Origin of the sequence: Ferdinandcohnia jepli (assembly GCF_047246645.1) — a bacterium.
Classification (GTDB): domain Bacteria; phylum Bacillota; class Bacilli; order Bacillales; family Bacillaceae_L; genus Ferdinandcohnia.
Window position 1 is genome coordinate 26,287 of sequence record NZ_JBFOKR010000016.1, and the last position, 16,256, is coordinate 42,542.

At 37.1% G+C, this 16,256-nt stretch carries 17 protein-coding genes and 1 riboswitch; of the genes, 10 read left to right on the forward strand and 7 right to left on the reverse strand.

All coding sequences use genetic code 11. The annotated features are described in order from the left end of the window. Positions 1-4 precede the first annotated feature (4 nt). Genes AB3M96_RS17270 through AB3M96_RS17280 form a run of 3 tightly spaced genes read right to left on the reverse strand, consistent with a single transcriptional unit; the run spans position 5 to position 2,565 of the window. Positions 5-814 (reverse strand): ABC transporter permease, encoded by an 810-nt coding sequence (locus AB3M96_RS17270; RefSeq protein WP_412968877.1) that lies wholly within the window; start codon positions 812-814, stop codon positions 5-7. After that, entirely contained in the window at positions 792-1,571 is a 780-nt protein-coding gene (locus tag AB3M96_RS17275) for an ABC transporter ATP-binding protein (protein ID WP_412968878.1), read from the reverse strand. Before AB3M96_RS17275 ends, AB3M96_RS17270 begins: the two co-directional genes overlap by 23 nt. Before the next feature lie 10 nt (positions 1,572-1,581). Next, positions 1,582-2,565 (reverse strand): ABC transporter substrate-binding protein, encoded by a 984-nt coding sequence (locus AB3M96_RS17280; protein ID WP_412968879.1) that lies wholly within the window; start codon positions 2,563-2,565, stop codon positions 1,582-1,584. Positions 2,566-2,871: 306 nt separating this feature from the next. On the opposite strand from AB3M96_RS17280, the gene AB3M96_RS17285 reads away from it, so the two are divergent. After that, positions 2,872-3,663, forward strand: a complete 792-nt coding sequence (locus AB3M96_RS17285) for an alpha/beta hydrolase family protein (protein WP_412968880.1) — start codon at positions 2,872-2,874, stop codon at positions 3,661-3,663. A gap of 16 nt (positions 3,664-3,679) precedes the next feature. Next, on the forward strand, positions 3,680-3,922 hold the full coding sequence (locus AB3M96_RS17290; protein ID WP_412968881.1) for a DUF2584 domain-containing protein: 243 nt from the start codon (positions 3,680-3,682) through the stop codon (positions 3,920-3,922). A 37-nt stretch (positions 3,923-3,959) separates the two neighbouring features. Here AB3M96_RS17290 and pckA read toward each other — a convergent pair whose 3' ends face one another. Beyond that, positions 3,960-5,549, reverse strand: a complete 1,590-nt coding sequence (pckA, locus tag AB3M96_RS17295; RefSeq protein WP_412968882.1) for a phosphoenolpyruvate carboxykinase (ATP) — start codon at positions 5,547-5,549, stop codon at positions 3,960-3,962. Between the two features lie 331 nt (positions 5,550-5,880). After that, positions 5,881-6,046, forward strand: a riboswitch (SAM riboswitch). A gap of 341 nt (positions 6,047-6,387) precedes the next feature. Between pckA and metK the strand changes: the two genes are divergently transcribed. Continuing rightward, a complete protein-coding gene (gene metK / locus AB3M96_RS17300) occupies positions 6,388-7,587 on the forward strand; it encodes a methionine adenosyltransferase (RefSeq protein ID WP_412968883.1) in 1,200 nt (399 codons plus the stop codon). Positions 7,588-7,831: 244 nt separating this feature from the next. Here the strand turns inward: metK and AB3M96_RS17305 are convergent, their stop codons facing one another. Beyond that, on the reverse strand, positions 7,832-8,344 hold the full coding sequence (locus AB3M96_RS17305; RefSeq protein WP_412968884.1) for a gamma carbonic anhydrase: 513 nt from the start codon (positions 8,342-8,344) through the stop codon (positions 7,832-7,834). 156 nt (positions 8,345-8,500) lie between these two features. Here AB3M96_RS17305 and AB3M96_RS17310 point away from each other — a divergent pair, with 156 nt between their 5' ends. Then, positions 8,501-9,538: a tetraprenyl-beta-curcumene synthase family protein gene (locus tag AB3M96_RS17310; protein WP_412968973.1), complete on the forward strand. Its 1,038-nt coding sequence runs from the start codon at positions 8,501-8,503 to the stop codon at positions 9,536-9,538. Positions 9,539-9,559: 21 nt separating this feature from the next. Here the strand turns inward: AB3M96_RS17310 and mnmM are convergent, their stop codons facing one another. Both mnmM and mnmL read right to left on the reverse strand, forming a co-directional pair. After that, entirely contained in the window at positions 9,560-10,132 is a 573-nt protein-coding gene (gene mnmM / locus AB3M96_RS17315; RefSeq protein WP_412968885.1) for a tRNA 5-(aminomethyl)-2-thiouridylate-methyltransferase MnmM, read from the reverse strand. Further along, positions 10,129-11,091 carry a tRNA modification radical SAM protein MnmL/YtqA gene (mnmL, locus tag AB3M96_RS17320; protein WP_412968886.1) on the reverse strand — a complete coding sequence of 321 codons (963 nt, stop codon included), beginning with the start codon at positions 11,089-11,091 and terminating at the stop codon, positions 10,129-10,131. The genes mnmM and mnmL overlap by 4 nt, the downstream gene beginning before the upstream one ends. Before the next feature lie 188 nt (positions 11,092-11,279). Here mnmL and AB3M96_RS17325 point away from each other — a divergent pair, with 188 nt between their 5' ends. The 6 genes from AB3M96_RS17325 to AB3M96_RS17350 all read left to right on the forward strand — a co-directional run bounded on the left by AB3M96_RS17325 (position 11,280) and on the right by AB3M96_RS17350 (position 16,244). After that, positions 11,280-11,561, forward strand: coding sequence for a YtzC family protein (locus tag AB3M96_RS17325; protein ID WP_412968887.1), 282 nt, complete (start codon positions 11,280-11,282; stop codon positions 11,559-11,561). Positions 11,562-11,572: 11 nt separating this feature from the next. After that, complete coding sequence (locus AB3M96_RS17330) at positions 11,573-11,734, forward strand: glycogen biosynthesis protein GlgD (protein ID WP_412968888.1); 162 nt, start codon at positions 11,573-11,575, stop codon at positions 11,732-11,734. 247 nt (positions 11,735-11,981) lie between these two features. Then, the gene (locus AB3M96_RS17335; RefSeq protein WP_412968889.1) at positions 11,982-13,163 is read left to right on the forward strand and encodes an MDR family MFS transporter; all 1,182 of its coding nucleotides are present in this window, start codon (positions 11,982-11,984) and stop codon (positions 13,161-13,163) included. A gap of 117 nt (positions 13,164-13,280) precedes the next feature. Beyond that, positions 13,281-14,651 carry a sigma-54 interaction domain-containing protein gene (locus AB3M96_RS17340; protein ID WP_412968890.1) on the forward strand — a complete coding sequence of 457 codons (1,371 nt, stop codon included), beginning with the start codon at positions 13,281-13,283 and terminating at the stop codon, positions 14,649-14,651. Between the two features lie 224 nt (positions 14,652-14,875). Continuing rightward, positions 14,876-15,565, forward strand: coding sequence for a CoA transferase subunit A (locus AB3M96_RS17345; RefSeq protein WP_412968891.1), 690 nt, complete (start codon positions 14,876-14,878; stop codon positions 15,563-15,565). Positions 15,566-15,593: 28 nt separating this feature from the next. Continuing rightward, entirely contained in the window at positions 15,594-16,244 is a 651-nt protein-coding gene (locus AB3M96_RS17350) for a 3-oxoacid CoA-transferase subunit B (RefSeq protein WP_412968974.1), read from the forward strand. Positions 16,245-16,256: the final 12 nt, after the last annotated feature.

Consider the following 16,256-nt stretch of genomic DNA (forward strand, 5'->3'; position numbering starts at 1 on the left):
TTTCTTATTGTGAATTTTTTATAAGTTTCTTTTCAAGTAACTCGACTCCTTGATACATAAGCGTTGCACATATTGCAATTAATAAGAGACTCAGGAAGATGAGCGTAAAATTGAAAACTTGGAAACCATAAATGATTAGGTATCCTAACCCTTGTTTTGAGACAAGGAATTCCCCAACGATTACCCCGACCCATGACAATCCAACGTTAACCTTCAGTGTTGAAATAATTGTTGGAAATGATGAGGGAAGAATAGCCTCACGAAATATCTGCTTTCGATTCGCACCAAAAGTCTGCATAACTTTAACATAGTTGTAATCAACTTCCTTAAAAGATGTGTAAACAACGATGGTTGTTATAATAACAGATATGATTGCCCCCATGGCTATGATCGAAATATATCCTGTACCCAGTGCTACAATTAAAATAGGGCCAAGTGCAACCTTAGGCATTGCGTTTAAAACGACTAAGTAGGGATCTAGTATGTTTGAGATTCGTTCAGACCACCATAATACCGCTGCAAAAATGGCACCTAGTAATGTACCTAAAATAAAACCCAAGACTGTTTCGAACAGTGTTACAGCAAGGTTATTTAATAATGTTCCATCTTGGACTTTATCTAAAAATAAGGCCCATATTTTTGATGGAGCACTAAAAATAAGTGGGTCTATCCAATGGTTTCTACTTGCTAGTTCCCAAAGACCAAAGAAAACAAGGAAAATGAGGATTTGATAAAATCGGACCAGCCGCTTCTCTTTTTTGATGGCATGTAAATAATCATTATGAAGTTTGCTAATGTTCAGAGGTTGTTTCAAGCATATCTAACTCCTTCCATATTTCCTGAAATAGGTCCGAGTAGTTGGAATCCTGACGAGCATCAAAAGGTGTTTGATTCTTTAGAATTTCTGGAACCTCAAAGACTTTTGCGATTTTACCTGGACCCTTTGATAGCAAAAAGATTCGATCACTCATTGCAATTGCCTCTCCGATATCATGTGTGACGAGAATAGCTGTTTTTTTATATTCCTTTAATGTTTCAGATACCAGATCCTCTAATTTTAACTTTGTTTGAAAATCTAAAGCGGAAAACGGTTCATCCAATAGTAATATTTTTGGGTTAGTAGCAAGTGTACGAACAAGAGCTGCTCTCTGTCTCATTCCACCTGATAATTGTTTTGGATAGGACTTTTCCACGCCTTTTAATCCTATTTCTTCAAGTAGAGAAAGCGCATTTTTCGTAGATTGCTCATTGACTTGGTTCATGATTTGGAGGCCAACCAGGATATTCTCTTCAATCGTTTTCCAAGGAAAAAGGTAGTCTTGTTGAAGCATATAGCCGATGTCCTTTTTGGCTCTATCGATTGGCTTTCCCTCAATAGTTACTTCTCCTGTAGTAGGAGTAAGTAACCCTGCGATGATGGAAAGCAAAGTTGTTTTACCGCACCCACTTGGGCCGAGAAGAGAGATGAATTCTCCCTCCTCGATTGTGAGTGATATATTTTCAAGTGCTATTGTTGTAGAATCTTTTGTAAAATAAACGTGATCTAAATCTTTTACGGACAAAAAGCTCATAGTAACACTCCTATTTGGAAATTACTTTTTCAGCAATACTTGTATTTACAAGTGTTTCATAGTCAATTCTCTTAGGTAATTCACCAGATTCATCCATAATATCCTGTAAGTTATTCCAAGCTTCTTCACTTAGTACAGGGTCGGTAGCATATGAGCCTTGACTCTTATAACGATTAACGGATGAGGTAATTAGATCTAGTGGAGTATCCGGGAAAAATTCCTGGATTGATTCAGCGATTTCTTCTGCACTATGTGAATCAACCCACTGCTGTGCTTTATAAACAGCGCGAGTGAATTTTTCAATAGCTTCTTCGTCATCTTCGATAGTGCTTTGTTTCGTCATAAAAGTTGTATAAGGTACACGACCAGACTCTTCACCAAATGAAGCTACAATATAGCCACGGCCTTCCTTTTCAAATAGACTGGCAGTTGGTTCAAACAATTGAACAAATTCACCTGTACCAGATGCGAAGGCACTAGAAATATTAGCGAAATCTATATTTTGAATCAGATTTAGGTCGGCTTGTGGATCAATATCATGCTTTTTTAACACAAATTCACCAACCATTTGCGGCATGCCACCTTTACGCTGACCAAGGAAGGTACTGTCTTTTAATTGGTCCCAACTGAAATTTTCAATGTTTTCCCTTGCAACTAAAAAAGTACCGTCCGTTTGTGTAAGAGCTGCAAAGTTGATGACAGGGTCGGTTGAACCTTGTGCTTCTACATAAATGGATGTTTCCGAACCTACCAATGCAATGTCAGCTCCATCCGAAATAAGAGCAGTCATTGTCTTATCCCCACCAGGAACTGTTGTCAATTCAATCTCTAATCCTTCTTCTTCAAAGAAGCCTTCAGTAATCGCAACATACTGTGGTGCGTAAAAAACAGAACGGGTAACTTCAGCTACACGTAAAGTCTGTACTTGCTCATTATTACAAGCCGCAAGTGGGATAATAAGTAATAGAACAAGCATGCTAACTAAATAACGCATGTAGTCATTCCTCCTTGACAGGTTTTCTGTCGAATAGTAATTTTTATCCCGGTGTAATCGTCCGGAAAACTCCATAGCAGGAACATGAAGACGTATAGGAGAGAGATAACGGACGCTAACACCCCGATTGGTTTAACTAACAATCAGTGGGGATAAAAAACCCCCACTGATTGAAGTTTCACTTTATCTAAGATAGAGTATGAAACGTGACAAAAATGTGTGAATGCCTATTTTTTAAAAGCTGTTATGCACTACATGTTTAAAAAATAGGAAATATGAAATAGGTTGATTGAAAGGGTTGTCGAAATGATTGATGGAATGATAATCGAAAAACAGCGTTTCCCTTCACCAAACCCTGCCATTAATTTGTATTTGGTTACATATTGTAGTAAAGGGTTAAAAGTGAAAGGGTTTCTTGCAGAACCCAAGGCTGAGGGACACTATGATGGTTTTTTATATCTTCGTGGTGGTATAAAAAATGTAGGCAAAGTAAGGATAGGCAGAATTATTCAATTTGCTTCTGAAGGATTCGTTGTAATGGCTCCATTTTACCGGGGAAATCAAGGAGGAGAAGGTAACGAGGATTTTGCAGGAAAAGATCGTTATGACGCTTTTTCAGCATATAAGGTTCTAGAACAACATGAAAAAGTAAATCCAAAAAGAATTCATATTTTCGGTTTCTCGCGTGGAGGAGTAATGGCCTTACTTACTGCAATTCATCATCCAAAAGCATGTTCCATTGTCTCTTGGGGTGGGGTGAGTGATTTAAGCTTAACTTATGTAGAAAGAAATGACTTACGCAAAATGATGAAAAGAGTAATTGGGGGAACTCCAACAAAATATCCCGAGCGGTATCGTTGGCGAACACCTTTATACAATCTAGAAGAACTTGAGGCACCTTTGCTTATTATTCATGGAGAAAAAGATAAAAATGTTTCGGTTGAGCATTCGTATCGTCTTGAAAAAAGGGTCAAAGAGTTAGGAAAGTATGTAGATAGCTGGTATTACCCTGAATTTACACATTATTTTCCGCCAGCTGAGAATCGAGTTACTGTTAAAAGGTTAACTGAGTGGATGAAATCAAGACCTACTAAATAATGAGGGGGAACCAAAAGTGGGAATGCCATTCGAATTAAACACTATGATTGTTACAAAAGGCAGGGAAGAGAGAGTGAAAGACAATCTTTTTACTCTAATCAAAGATGGTTATCGACTATATCCAATAGACATTCCTTTAGAGGTAAGACGAACAAAAGATAGCGAGTCTATTGGGGATGCCATTATAAAAAAGATTACACTAGAAGATGATAAAACAACTATTACATACGAACTGCAATCCCTGAATTCTATAAATTAAAAACCTCGAGAGGGAAACTCTCGAGGTTTTATCCTGCTTATATTCTTGGACCACCTAATAATTCAATTTCCTTAGGAACATTAGAGAATTTTTTAAAGTTCTCTTTAAATTTAAGTGCAAGTTCCTTTGCTTTCACATAATATGCACTTTGATCGGCCCATGTTTTAGAAGGTTGTAAAACATCATCTGGAACTCCAGCAATATGAATTGGAATTTCTAAACCAAATATATCATTTTTTACCGTTTCGACGTTGTTCAATTCGCCTTCTAAAGCAGCTTGCACCATTGCACGTGTGTAGCTTAACTTCATACGGTTTCCAACACCGTATTCTCCACCAGTCCAACCGGTATTTACAAGGAATACTTGCACATTGTGTTCATCAATTTTTTTACCAAGCATCTCAGCATATACAGTTGCAGGAAGTGGTAGGAATGGTGAACCAAAACATGTTGAAAAAGTTGCTTGAGGAGATGTTACTCCACGCTCTGTTCCAGCGAGTTTACTTGTATAACCACTTAAGAAATGGTACATTGCTTGTTCTTTTGTTAATTTGCTAATCGGTGGTAATACTCCAAAAGCATCAGCAGTTAAAAATACAATTGTGTTCGGGTGACCAGCAATACTAGGAACAACAATATTGTCGATATTCTCAATTTGGTATGCTGCTCTTGTATTTTCAGTAAGTGAGCCATCATCATAATCAGCAATTCTGGATTCCTCATCAACAACCACATTTTCAAGGACCGATCCAAAACGAATTGCATCAAAAATCTGTGGTTCTTTCTCCCGTGATAAATTGATACATTTCGCGTAGCAACCACCCTCGATATTAAAGACACCTGAGTTAGACCAACCGTGTTCATCATCGCCGATCAATCGACGCTTAGGGTCAGCTGATAGAGTTGTTTTTCCAGTGCCTGATAGGCCGAAAAATAAGGCTACATCCCCTTCTTGGCCAACATTCGCCGAGCAGTGCATAGATAAAATATTAGCTTCAGGCAGAACAAAGTTCATTACTGAAAAAATTGATTTTTTAATTTCTCCAGCATATTCTGTACCACCAATTAAAACAGTGCGTTTTTCAAATGAGATAATGATGAATGTCTCAGAATGAGTACCATCAACAGCAGGGTCAGCTTTAAAATTAGGAGCATTTATTACAGTAAATTCCGGCTTGTGATTCTCTAAATCCTCCTCAGTAGGGCGAATGAAAAGTTGCTGAGCAAATAAATTATGCCAAGCAAATTCATTAATGACTTGAATTGGCATACGTACCTTTTTGTCAGCACCTGCATATCCATTGAATACAAAGACTTCGTTTTGCTCTTTTAGATAGGTAAGTACTTTTGTGTAAAGTTTTTCAAAGGTTGCTTCAGAAATAGGTTGATTGACTTTTCCCCAGTCAATTTTATCTTTTGTAGAAGCTTCTTCTACAATATATTTATCTTCTGGTGATCTACCTGTATATTTTCCTGTAGTCGCACGTACAGCACCAGTCGAAGTAAGAATTCCCTCTTTTCTAGCTAGTACTTTTTCGACTAATACCGAGACAGAGAGATCATGAAGTACGTTATTTCCATTCACTAATTCCATTAGCTGCTCACTTGAAACTTCAACTGAATTCATGAAAAAAACCATCCTTTATCTAAATATTATTATCATTCGAATTATAATTAGTATAACACATTAATTCAATTAGTCTATACTATTTAACGTATTTTACGTAACTTATCTCCAAAGTGTACCAACCAATTTAAAAAACTATGATTTCATGCACTTTATGTAAAGATAAAAAAAGTAAGCGCTTTAAAATTATAGGTAAAAATAGTAATTTAAACAAGAATAAAAGCTAGATTTTTATTTTAAAAGTACTGATCATATTTTTTGTTTTTATTTTCCGTAATATTGTTGACAGTAAAAGGTTTACTACGTTATGATATGTCATTGAACGGATACTCTCTTATCCCGAGCTGGCGGAGGGACAGGCCCAATGAAACCCGGCAACCATCACTATGTATACATATAGAAGTAAATTTATGTTTATTCTATACATATAACTTCTTGGTTTTTTAAATAGTGATAAGGTGCTAACCTGAGCAAGGCATGACCTTGATCGATAAGAGTGAAAGGCGAGAATGACAAATTTACCTTTCCTCATTAGCAGGGAAGGTTTTTTATTTCTTGATATCAGGGGCAACTTTTAGAATATCTATCTGTTTGCTTAACTCATACGATGTTACATTCACATATACAATCTTGAAAGTAAATTCAAATTTAATTAGAGAAAAGTTTGTGTTTGTAATCACTTTTCGTGCACGTTAGGTCAGCCGCAAAGTGTTTTACTGTACGTGAATACAGGATAAAAAATCAAAATGTAACAATACTAAGGGAATGAGTACCGTATCAAAAAGAAAGTCAGAAATTGAGTACACTCGATGTTCTGAATGTAAAAGGAGGAAGCGTTGTGACAACTAGACGCCGATTATTTACTTCTGAGTCTGTTACAGAGGGTCATCCAGATAAAATTTGTGACCAAATTTCAGATTCTATCTTGGACGCTATTTTAGCTAGTGATGCTAATGCACGCGTAGCTTGTGAAACTTCTGTAACTACTGGATTAGTTCTTGTAGCAGGAGAAATTACAACTTCTACATATGTAGATATCCCTAAAATTGTACGTGAAACTGTAAGAGAGATTGGATATACTCGTGCAAAGTATGGATTTGATGCTGAGACTTGTGCAGTTTTAACTTCCATTGATGAGCAATCACCAGATATCGCTATGGGTGTAGATCAAGCGTTAGAAGCTCGTGAAGGTCAAATGACTGATGAGCAAATTGATGCAATTGGTGCGGGAGACCAAGGTTTGATGTTTGGTTTTGCTTGTAATGAAACAAAAGAACTAATGCCTTTACCAATTTCTTTAGCTCATAAGCTTGCTCGTCGTTTAACTGAAGTTCGTAAAGAAGAGATTCTTCCATATTTACGTCCAGACGGTAAAACTCAGGTTACTGTTGAGTATGATGAAAATAACAACCCAGTTAGAATTGATACCATTGTTATTTCTACTCAACATCATCCTGAAATTACACTGGAGCAAATTCAGCGTAATCTTAAGGAGCATGTTATTAATCCAGTTGTTCCAAAAGAGCTTATTGATGAAAATACAAAGTACTTTATCAACCCAACAGGACGTTTTGTAATCGGTGGACCACAAGGGGATGCAGGGCTAACAGGACGTAAAATTATCGTTGATACGTATGGTGGTTATGCACGCCATGGTGGTGGAGCATTCTCGGGCAAGGATCCTACAAAAGTAGACCGCTCGGCTGCATATGCTGCACGCTACGTTGCAAAAAATATTGTAGCTGCAGGACTTGCTGATAAGTGTGAAGTCCAATTAGCATACGCGATTGGAGTGGCTCAACCAGTTTCTATCTCAGTTGATACATTCGGAACTGGAACTGTTTCTGAAGATGTACTAGTTGATTTAGTACGTGGAAACTTCGACCTTCGTCCAGCAGGGATTATTAAGATGTTAGATCTTCGCCGACCAATCTATAAGCGGACAGCTGCATATGGTCATTTTGGAAGAAGTGACGTAGATTTACCTTGGGAGCGTACAGACAAAGCTGAAGCTCTAAAACAACAAGCTTCTAATTAAGAATTGAAGAGCTCGCCTAGTGGCGAGCTTTTGTTAAATAATAAAGTATAAAAATTTTAACCGAGTTTTCGGTGTTTAGCTCCAGCGCCTAGCCCCTCGAGGTCGCTTCACCCCTCCTGTGGCGGCAACACTAAGGAATGCTTCCTGAGGTTAATCCACGCAGGAAAAAAGCTTTGCTTTTTTTCGAGCCTCCTCGTCAGGGTTCCAGCGCTTGTCGGGGCTGACCAAGGCGCTTGCGCTTTTCTTATTTTTGCAAACTCTTATAAAACTGTCCTTTTTCAACATATTCTCTACGTATTCGGGCCATATCCTTTTTGTCATCATCATTTAACTCTCTAATGACCTTAGCGGGACGACCAAATGCAAGTGTATTAGGAGGAATCTTCTTTCCTTGTGGCACAAGACTACCTGCTCCAATAAACGCACCTTCACCAATTTCAGCGCCATCAAGAATGATAGAGCCCATGCCAATTAGGGCTTCTTTTCGAATGATGGAACTATGTAAAATAACCTGATGACCAATCGTCACATCATCTTCTACAATTAATGGGTTATTTGGACTTTGGTGTAAGATTGAGTTATCTTGGATATTAACTCTTTCACCTATTATAGTAGGAGCAACATCTCCTCTAATCACTGTATTAAACCAAACACTACTTTCTCCTCCAATTATGACATCACCTGTAACTGTTGCGTAGTCAGCAATAAAAACAGAATCTGCAATTTTCGGAAAGATTCCTTTGTATGGGTAGATCATATATCATTTTCCTTTCGTAAAAATTGATATTTACTAAAATTTCATTTAAGGTAAGTGTATCAACTTTCTTCCTTACCGTAAATTCTATCGACATACCTTTTTTCAGAAAGCAAAAATGAGGTGATTTTCTTGGTACCGACACATCCACTTGGATTAATGAAGAAAGTATATCGTGATGTCTTTCCAATCGTACATCGCGAACTGGCAGTATGGAAACAAAAGGCTGAGGAAATACCTGATGATGAGTTGCGAAAGCAAGCTCTGGCAAGTATTAATACAAAGACATTTCACTGTGAGGGTGGGGCTATACTTGCCCTTTTAACTCCAGACCATATTAAGGAATGCATTCGGTTTATTGTTGCTTATCAAACCATTAGCGATTACTTAGATAATCTGTGTGACCGTAGTACATCACTAGATCCGATTGATTTTCAATCATTACATGATTCAATGCCAGATGCTTTAGTCCCTGGGAAAAACACTAAAAATTATTATCAATATCGAGCGGAGCAGAATGATGGAGGCTATTTAGAGAGCCTAGTGACAACTTGTCAGAAGAGCTTGGAAAAAACAAAACATTATCAAAAAATTTCTACTTATCTTCAGGAGTTAGCGCAATATTACTGTGACTTGCAAATTCATAAACATGTACAAGTTGAAGAGCGGGTTCCAAGGTTAGAAAATTGGTTCCAGCTTCATCGAACTCAACTACCTAAAATGGAATGGTATGAGTTCTCAGCTTGCTCGGGCTCAACATTAGGTATTTTCTGTTTAGTGGCGTATGCATTTCAGGATGATTTCCAGGAAGAGATGGCACAAAAAATACGAGACGGATATTTCCCTTATGTACAAGGATTACATATCTTATTAGATTATTTTATCGATCAAGAAGAAGACCGAAAAGGTGGAGACTTAAACTTCTGTTTTTACTATCAACATGAACATCAGTTAGTTGAACGACTAAAACATTTTATCATTCAAGCTGATAAACATACCGAAGGTTTACCAAATGAAAAATTTCATCGACTGATCAATAGAGGACTTTTAGGCTTGTATTTATCAGATGAAAAGGTGCGTAGTCAACGTAATGTTTTTAAGGTTGCTAAGAAAATCATTAAGCTTGGCGGCAGTACATCATTTTTCTTTTATATTAATGGACGGGCATACCGGAGAATACAGACGGTATTTGGTTAAAAAAAGATAGAGCATTTGGCTCTATCTTTTTTCGATTGCAATTATAAAGGGAGGATTATTGACTTGATTGATAAATCGGTATGTTAAAACATGTGCACGTTTTTGGTCAATTGTTGATACATACTCTAAAAGTATATCTCTTTCTATTGCGCCCTCATCATGTCCATGGTAAACAACTAGTACAATAATTCCCTCTGGAGACATTATAGTTAGTAATTGCTCAATAGCTTCAATTGTTGAATTAGGCTTTGTGACAATTTCTTTGTCCCCGCCTGGTAAGTATCCTAAATTAAAGATTGCTGCAGTAACTTTTCCGTGTGTTTCTTCTGGTAGATTTGTCTTGATTTGATTATGACTTACTTGAAACAAAGTTACATTGCTAGAAGTCCCAACTTTCGATAATCGTTCAGTAGTATTTATTAATGCTTCCTCTTGTATATCAAAACCGTACACATGGCCGTTTATGCCTACTAATGATGAGAGCATGGCGGTATCATGTCCGTTGCCAATCGTTGCATCAACTACAATATCTCCTTCGCTCACGGCTAGTTCAACTAATCTACGAGCAAAGGGAAGAATTCGATCTAACTTCATATCGATTCAACAACCTTTTTATAAAACTTTCCTTGATAGCTATTTCGACGTTTAAGTTCAGCGTCAATAGTATTAAGAACTTCCCATTTGTTTACACTCCACATCGGGCCAACCATCAGGTCAATAGGTCCATCACCAGTAATACGGTGTACAATCATTTCCGGTGGTAAAATTTCAAGTTGGTCACATACTAACTTTACATAATTGTCGAATGTGAGAAATTCTAAAAGACCTTTTTCGTATTGTTTTACCATAGGAGTACCTTTTAAAAGATGAAGAAGGTGGATTTTAATACCTTGTACATCAAGCTTCGCAACTTCACGAGCTGTTTCCATCATCATTTCAGGTGTTTCCTGTGGAAGTCCGTTAATAATATGAGAACAAATACGAATTCCATGTTTTCGTAGCTTATTAACACCATCAACATAGCATTGGAAGTCATGGGCACGGTTAATTAACGTGGCTGTCTTTTCGTGAACCGTTTGGAGGCCAAGTTCAACCCAAAGATAAGTTCTTTTATTTAAGTCAGCTAAATACTCTACAACATCATCGGGAAGGCAGTCTGGTCTGGTGGCTATTGAAATACCAACTACTCCTTCTTCAGCCAGGACTGGTTCGAATCTTTGACGAAGTACCTCAACTGGAGCATGAGTATTTGTGTAAGCTTGGAAGTAGGCCATGTATTTTCCATCCTTCCATTTTTCATGCATCTTCTCTTTAATTGTATGAAATTGAGTTAAGATATCATCAGCTCGATTGCCCGCAAAGTCACCAGAACCAGCAACACTACAAAACGTACAACCGCCATGTGCAACAGTACCATCGCGGTTTGGACAATCAAACCCTCCATCAAGCGCTACCTTAAAAACTTTATGGCCAAAAGTATTTCGTAAATGATAATTCCATGTATGATAACGTTTATTATCTGTTGTATATAGAAATGGGTTTACCTGAGTCACCTCAGATCCCTCCTTATTTTATATAAAATATCCCCAACTATAAATTTTAGCATGTTAGCTTTTAAAATCACAAATGTAAATAATACATCTTGGTGAACTGGAAATAAATTTTTGAAAGAAGTAATACAGGATGAACAAACTATAGATGAGAAGCAGTTGCTTCTTATGTTTGATTAGGAGGGGAAAGAATGGCCACTCGACAATCTGTTGACTCTTTTCTTCAGCGCTGTGAGGATTCGATTAGCAACGCTCAGGAACAAATCACAATAGCTCGACACCAAGAACATTACAATACAACAGAGTATACAGATGCTCAGATGCAATTAGAAGAAGTTACTAATGAACTCGCAAAGCTTTCTCAAAGCTGTAATGGACAACAGCGGGAGCAATTACATCGGATGAGATTGCAATTACAACAGCTCCAAAATGATATGACATTAGATGAAAATATTATCCAAGAGTACAAATAGGGGATGAGGTAATGAGAAAACGTTCAAAACAAAACAATCCTGAGCAAAAGACAAAAAACGGTGTTAATAGTAACGATATTGAGTTAGGTCAGGATTATGATCCAGTAAAAGTATCTAAGCAAAAGTATCAAAAAAAGGGTCAACCTATTAAGTCAAAGCAGCGTACTGAGTAGATTTAATCGACAAGTGATTCGTCACTTGTCGATTTTTTGTTTTTCCGACAATCCTCATCTTTATCCCGCTTTAACGGGCAGTAGAACTTCAAGAACTGCCCGTAAAAGTCCGATTAGTTCAACTAACAATCAGTGCCTGATTGAAGTTTCACTTTATCTGAATAATTTTTTTAATTGATTCTAATTGTGGAAAGGAATAGAATAATTCTGGAATCCGAAATTTATGTGAAATTGGAGGTGCCTCAAAATGCCTCGAGCACTATGGTTATTAGTTATTGGAATGGTTATAAATGTAACTGGATCCTCTTTTTTGTGGCCGTTAAATACAATATATATACACGATCATCTTGGTAAATCACTTTCTGTTGCTGGTCTTGTACTTATGCTTAATGCAGGTGCGAGTGTTGTAGGAAACTTAATTGGTGGCACCTTGTTTGATAAAATTGGTGGCTTTAAAACAATATTGTCTGGAATTGCCATTACCTTGGTTGCGATAATCGGCTTAGTCTTTTTTCATGGATGGCCAGATTATGTTATTTTGTTAGGATTTGTTGGGTTTGGATCAGGCATTATTTTTCCGGCGATGTATGCACTTGCTGGTTCGGTATGGCCTGAAGGTGGAAGGAAATCTTTTAATGCGTTGTATGTTGCGCAGAATTTAGGGGTAGCAGCAGGATCAGCATTAGGTGGTTTTGTTGCTTCATTCTCTTTTGAATATATCTTTATAGCGAATGCACTCATGTTTATTGCGTTTTTTATAGTTGCAATCTTCTATCGCAGTTTCCAGGGAATAAAAGGAACTCAAACAAATTTACTAGAACAATCAAAAGTAGTTAAAAATCGTTCGAAATTAAATGCACTATTAGTTCTCAGTGTTGGATACTTATTATGTTGGGTGGCCTATGTTCAGTGGCAATCAACAATTTCAAGTTACACACAAGATATTGGAATTACTCTAACTCAATATAGTTTGCTCTGGACTGTTAATGGTGGACTCATCGTTCTCGCACAGCCAGCGATCAACGTAGTGATTCGTTATATTGCTAAGACGTTAAAAAAGCAAATTGTAATTGGGATTTTAATCTTTATATCTTCGTTTGTGGTTGCTTCATACGCTGGATCATTTAGTGGATTTATGACTGCAATGGTTGTTCTTACAGTCGGGGAGATGTTTATCTGGCCCGCAGTCCCAACAATCGCGAACGATCTTGCACCAAAAGGAAGAGAGGGCTTTTACCAGGGAATCGTAAACAGTACTGCAACAGGGGGAAGAATGATTGGCCCGTTACTGGGTGGAATACTTGTTGATTTGTATGGAATGAGTATGCTATTTACCGTGTTAGCAGTATTATTGCTCGCTTCAATCTTTACTACAGTTATCTATGATAAAAAAATTAAAGATTCAAAGGAAGTTGCACTTAGTGCATAAAGTAAAAGACTTGACTCCGTTCAAGTCTTTTTTATGTACAAATATTTTCTTTATGAGGTTCTTGCGTAATGATATGATGTTGGTAAAAGTGGGCATAGAGAAGGTGTTGTTTACAACATGTTTACAAATGATGATATTCAGTTTAAGAATAAAATACTTGAAACCATAATTGATAGTGCATACGAGTGGATTGTTGTCGTTGACCATGAAGGTAAAGTTGTTTACATTAATAAAAATTACTGTGATTTTCTTGGAGTTCTACGGGAGGAAGTCCTTGGTAAGCATGTGACAGGTGTGATTGAAAATACAAGGATGCATATAGTCGTTCAAACAGGAGAAGAAGAGATTGGAAACCCGCACTACATAAAAGGGAATTATATGATTGCGAATCGGATCCCTATTTATTCAAATAATCGAATTGTTGGAGCTGTAGGGACAGTCATTTTTAGAGATACTAAGGAATGGGATAAGATGAACAGCCATATAAAGAGTTTGATGTCCCAATTCCAAACTTATATTGAAGACTGGCAGGAAAATAACGGGGCGAAATACACACTTTCAGATATAAAAACAAATTCTAAACAGGTGCTTGAACTTAAGGATAAAGTTAAATCAATAGCATCTGGTGACATATCGGTTTTAATAAGAGGGGAAAGTGGGACTGGTAAGGAGCTCTTCGCTCATAGTATCCATCAACTAAGCGGGAGAAGTAAAAATCCATTAATTAAAATAAATTGTGGTGCAATACCTGAGCACCTCCTTGAATCAGAATTGTTTGGCTATGAAGACGGCGCATTTACAGGAGCTAAAAAAGGTGGGAAAAAGGGAAAGTTTTTACTTGCCCATGGAGGTACTATTTTTTTAGATGAAGTTGGAGATATGCCTTTACATATGCAGATTAAGTTATTACGTGTTCTCCAAGAAAAAGAAGTAGAACCAATTGGTGCAACAAAGTCGATACCTGTTGATGTTCGAGTTATTGCAGCAACAAATAGACCACTCGAACAAATGATTGAAGAGAAACGATTCAGAGAGGATTTATTTTATCGAATAAATGTTGTTCCGTTTACGATACCGCCATTAAGGGAACGAACAGAAGATATCAATCTGTTAACTCATTTTTTTATCGGAAAAATAACAAAACGAACAGGAAAACGAATTACTTCGATTGATGATGAGGTTTTAAAAATTTTTCATCAACATACATGGCCAGGAAATTTGAGAGAACTTGAAAATGTTATTGAGGCTGCCACACATTTAACAAATGGGGAGAGAATTACGGTTCATTCCTTGCCAGAGTATTTAGTAGATGACCCTAAGTTATTAATTGGGCAAAAAAATCTAAAAGAAATTCTTGAGGAAACAGAGAAAAGAGTAATCGAGAAAACACTGCAGAAATTCAGAAATGATAAGCAATTGGCAGCGAATGCTTTAGGAATAAGTAAATCCAGTATGTATGAAAAGGTAAAGAAGTTAAAGATAGATTAGTAGATTCCAGAAAACCGGAATGCATTTCCGGATTTCTGGAATCTTTTTTTCTTGTTCTTTGTAAGGGATTTCCGAAATATCAAATTCTAGTATTCCAGATTTTCGGAATTTTAAAAACGTGCAAGTATCAATTAATTATTAAAAATGACTATTTTGTGACTTTTTTAACTTGGCACATTAGTTGCAATATTGAAAGTGAGTCAATTGAAAAGGAGGTTTAGAGATTGAAACCAGTATTTGAAACATTTATTGAAGCTGTTAAAGACATCGAGGATGGATCGACAATTATGGTTGGAGGATTTGGCCTTGTGGGTATCCCTGAGAACCTAATCCTTGCACTTGTTGAAGCAAAGGTTAAAGAGTTAACGGTTATTTCTAATAATTGCGGTATTGATGATTGGGGCCTTGGTCTTTTATTAAGAAACCATCAAATCAAGAAAATGATTGGGTCATATGTCGGAGAGAACAAGGAGTTTGAGAGACAGGTTTTATCAGGTGAACTAGAAGTGGAATTAATTCCTCAAGGGAGTTTAGCTGAAAAAATTCGTGCTGGTGGTGCTGGTATTCCCGCTTTTTATACCCCTGCAGGAGTGGGGACTCCAATTGCTGAAGGTAAGGAGGTTAAAGAATTTAATGGGAAAGAGTATGTGCTTGAGCTGGCATTAACTGCAGATTTTAGTTTAGTAAGAGCACATAAAGGTGATAAAATGGGAAATCTCATTTATAACAAAACTGCTCGAAACTTTAATCCGATGATAGCTGCAGCCGGTAAAACTACAGTTGCTGAGGTAGAGGAATTAGTCGAAATCGGAGATTTAAATCCTGATGAAATTCACACCCCGAGCATATATGTACAAAGATTAATTGTGGGAACTCAAGAAAAAAGAATTGAGCGATTGACGGTTTCTAAATAGGAGGATGTGAATAGTGGCTGAAAAATTCATGGTTAGAGAACGAATTGCAAAACGTGCAGAAGAGGAAATTGAAAGCGGTTACTATGTAAATTTAGGGATTGGCATGCCTACCTTAGTTGCGAACTATATAAATCCATCAAAACAAGTGGTGCTTCAGTCTGAAAATGGGTTACTGGGAATAGGCCCGTACCCAAAAAATGAAGCTGTTGATCCTGATTTAATTAATGCTGGAAAGGAGACCGTTACGGCAATTCCGGGATCTGTATTTTTCGATAGTGCTGAATCGTTTGCAATGATACGGGGTGGACATATAGATATTGCCATATTAGGGGGGATGGAAGTCTCCGAAACTGGTGATCTAGCAAATTGGATGATACCAGGAAAAATGATCAAAGGTATGGGTGGTGCCATGGATCTTGTACATGGTGCAAAGAAGATCATTGTCATTATGGAACACGTAAGTAAAACTGGTTCTTCTAAAATTGTTAAAAGCTGCAGCTTACCACTTACTGGTAAAGGAGTAGTAAATCGAATTATCACGGACCGTGCAGTAATTGATGTTACTGATAATGGCCTTAAACTAATAGAAGTTTTTAATGATTATACAATTGAAGATATTGTCGCTATAACTGAACCACCTTTGTTAATAGAAGATGTAAAAAATAGAAGGTTTAAATAAGGGGGATACGAA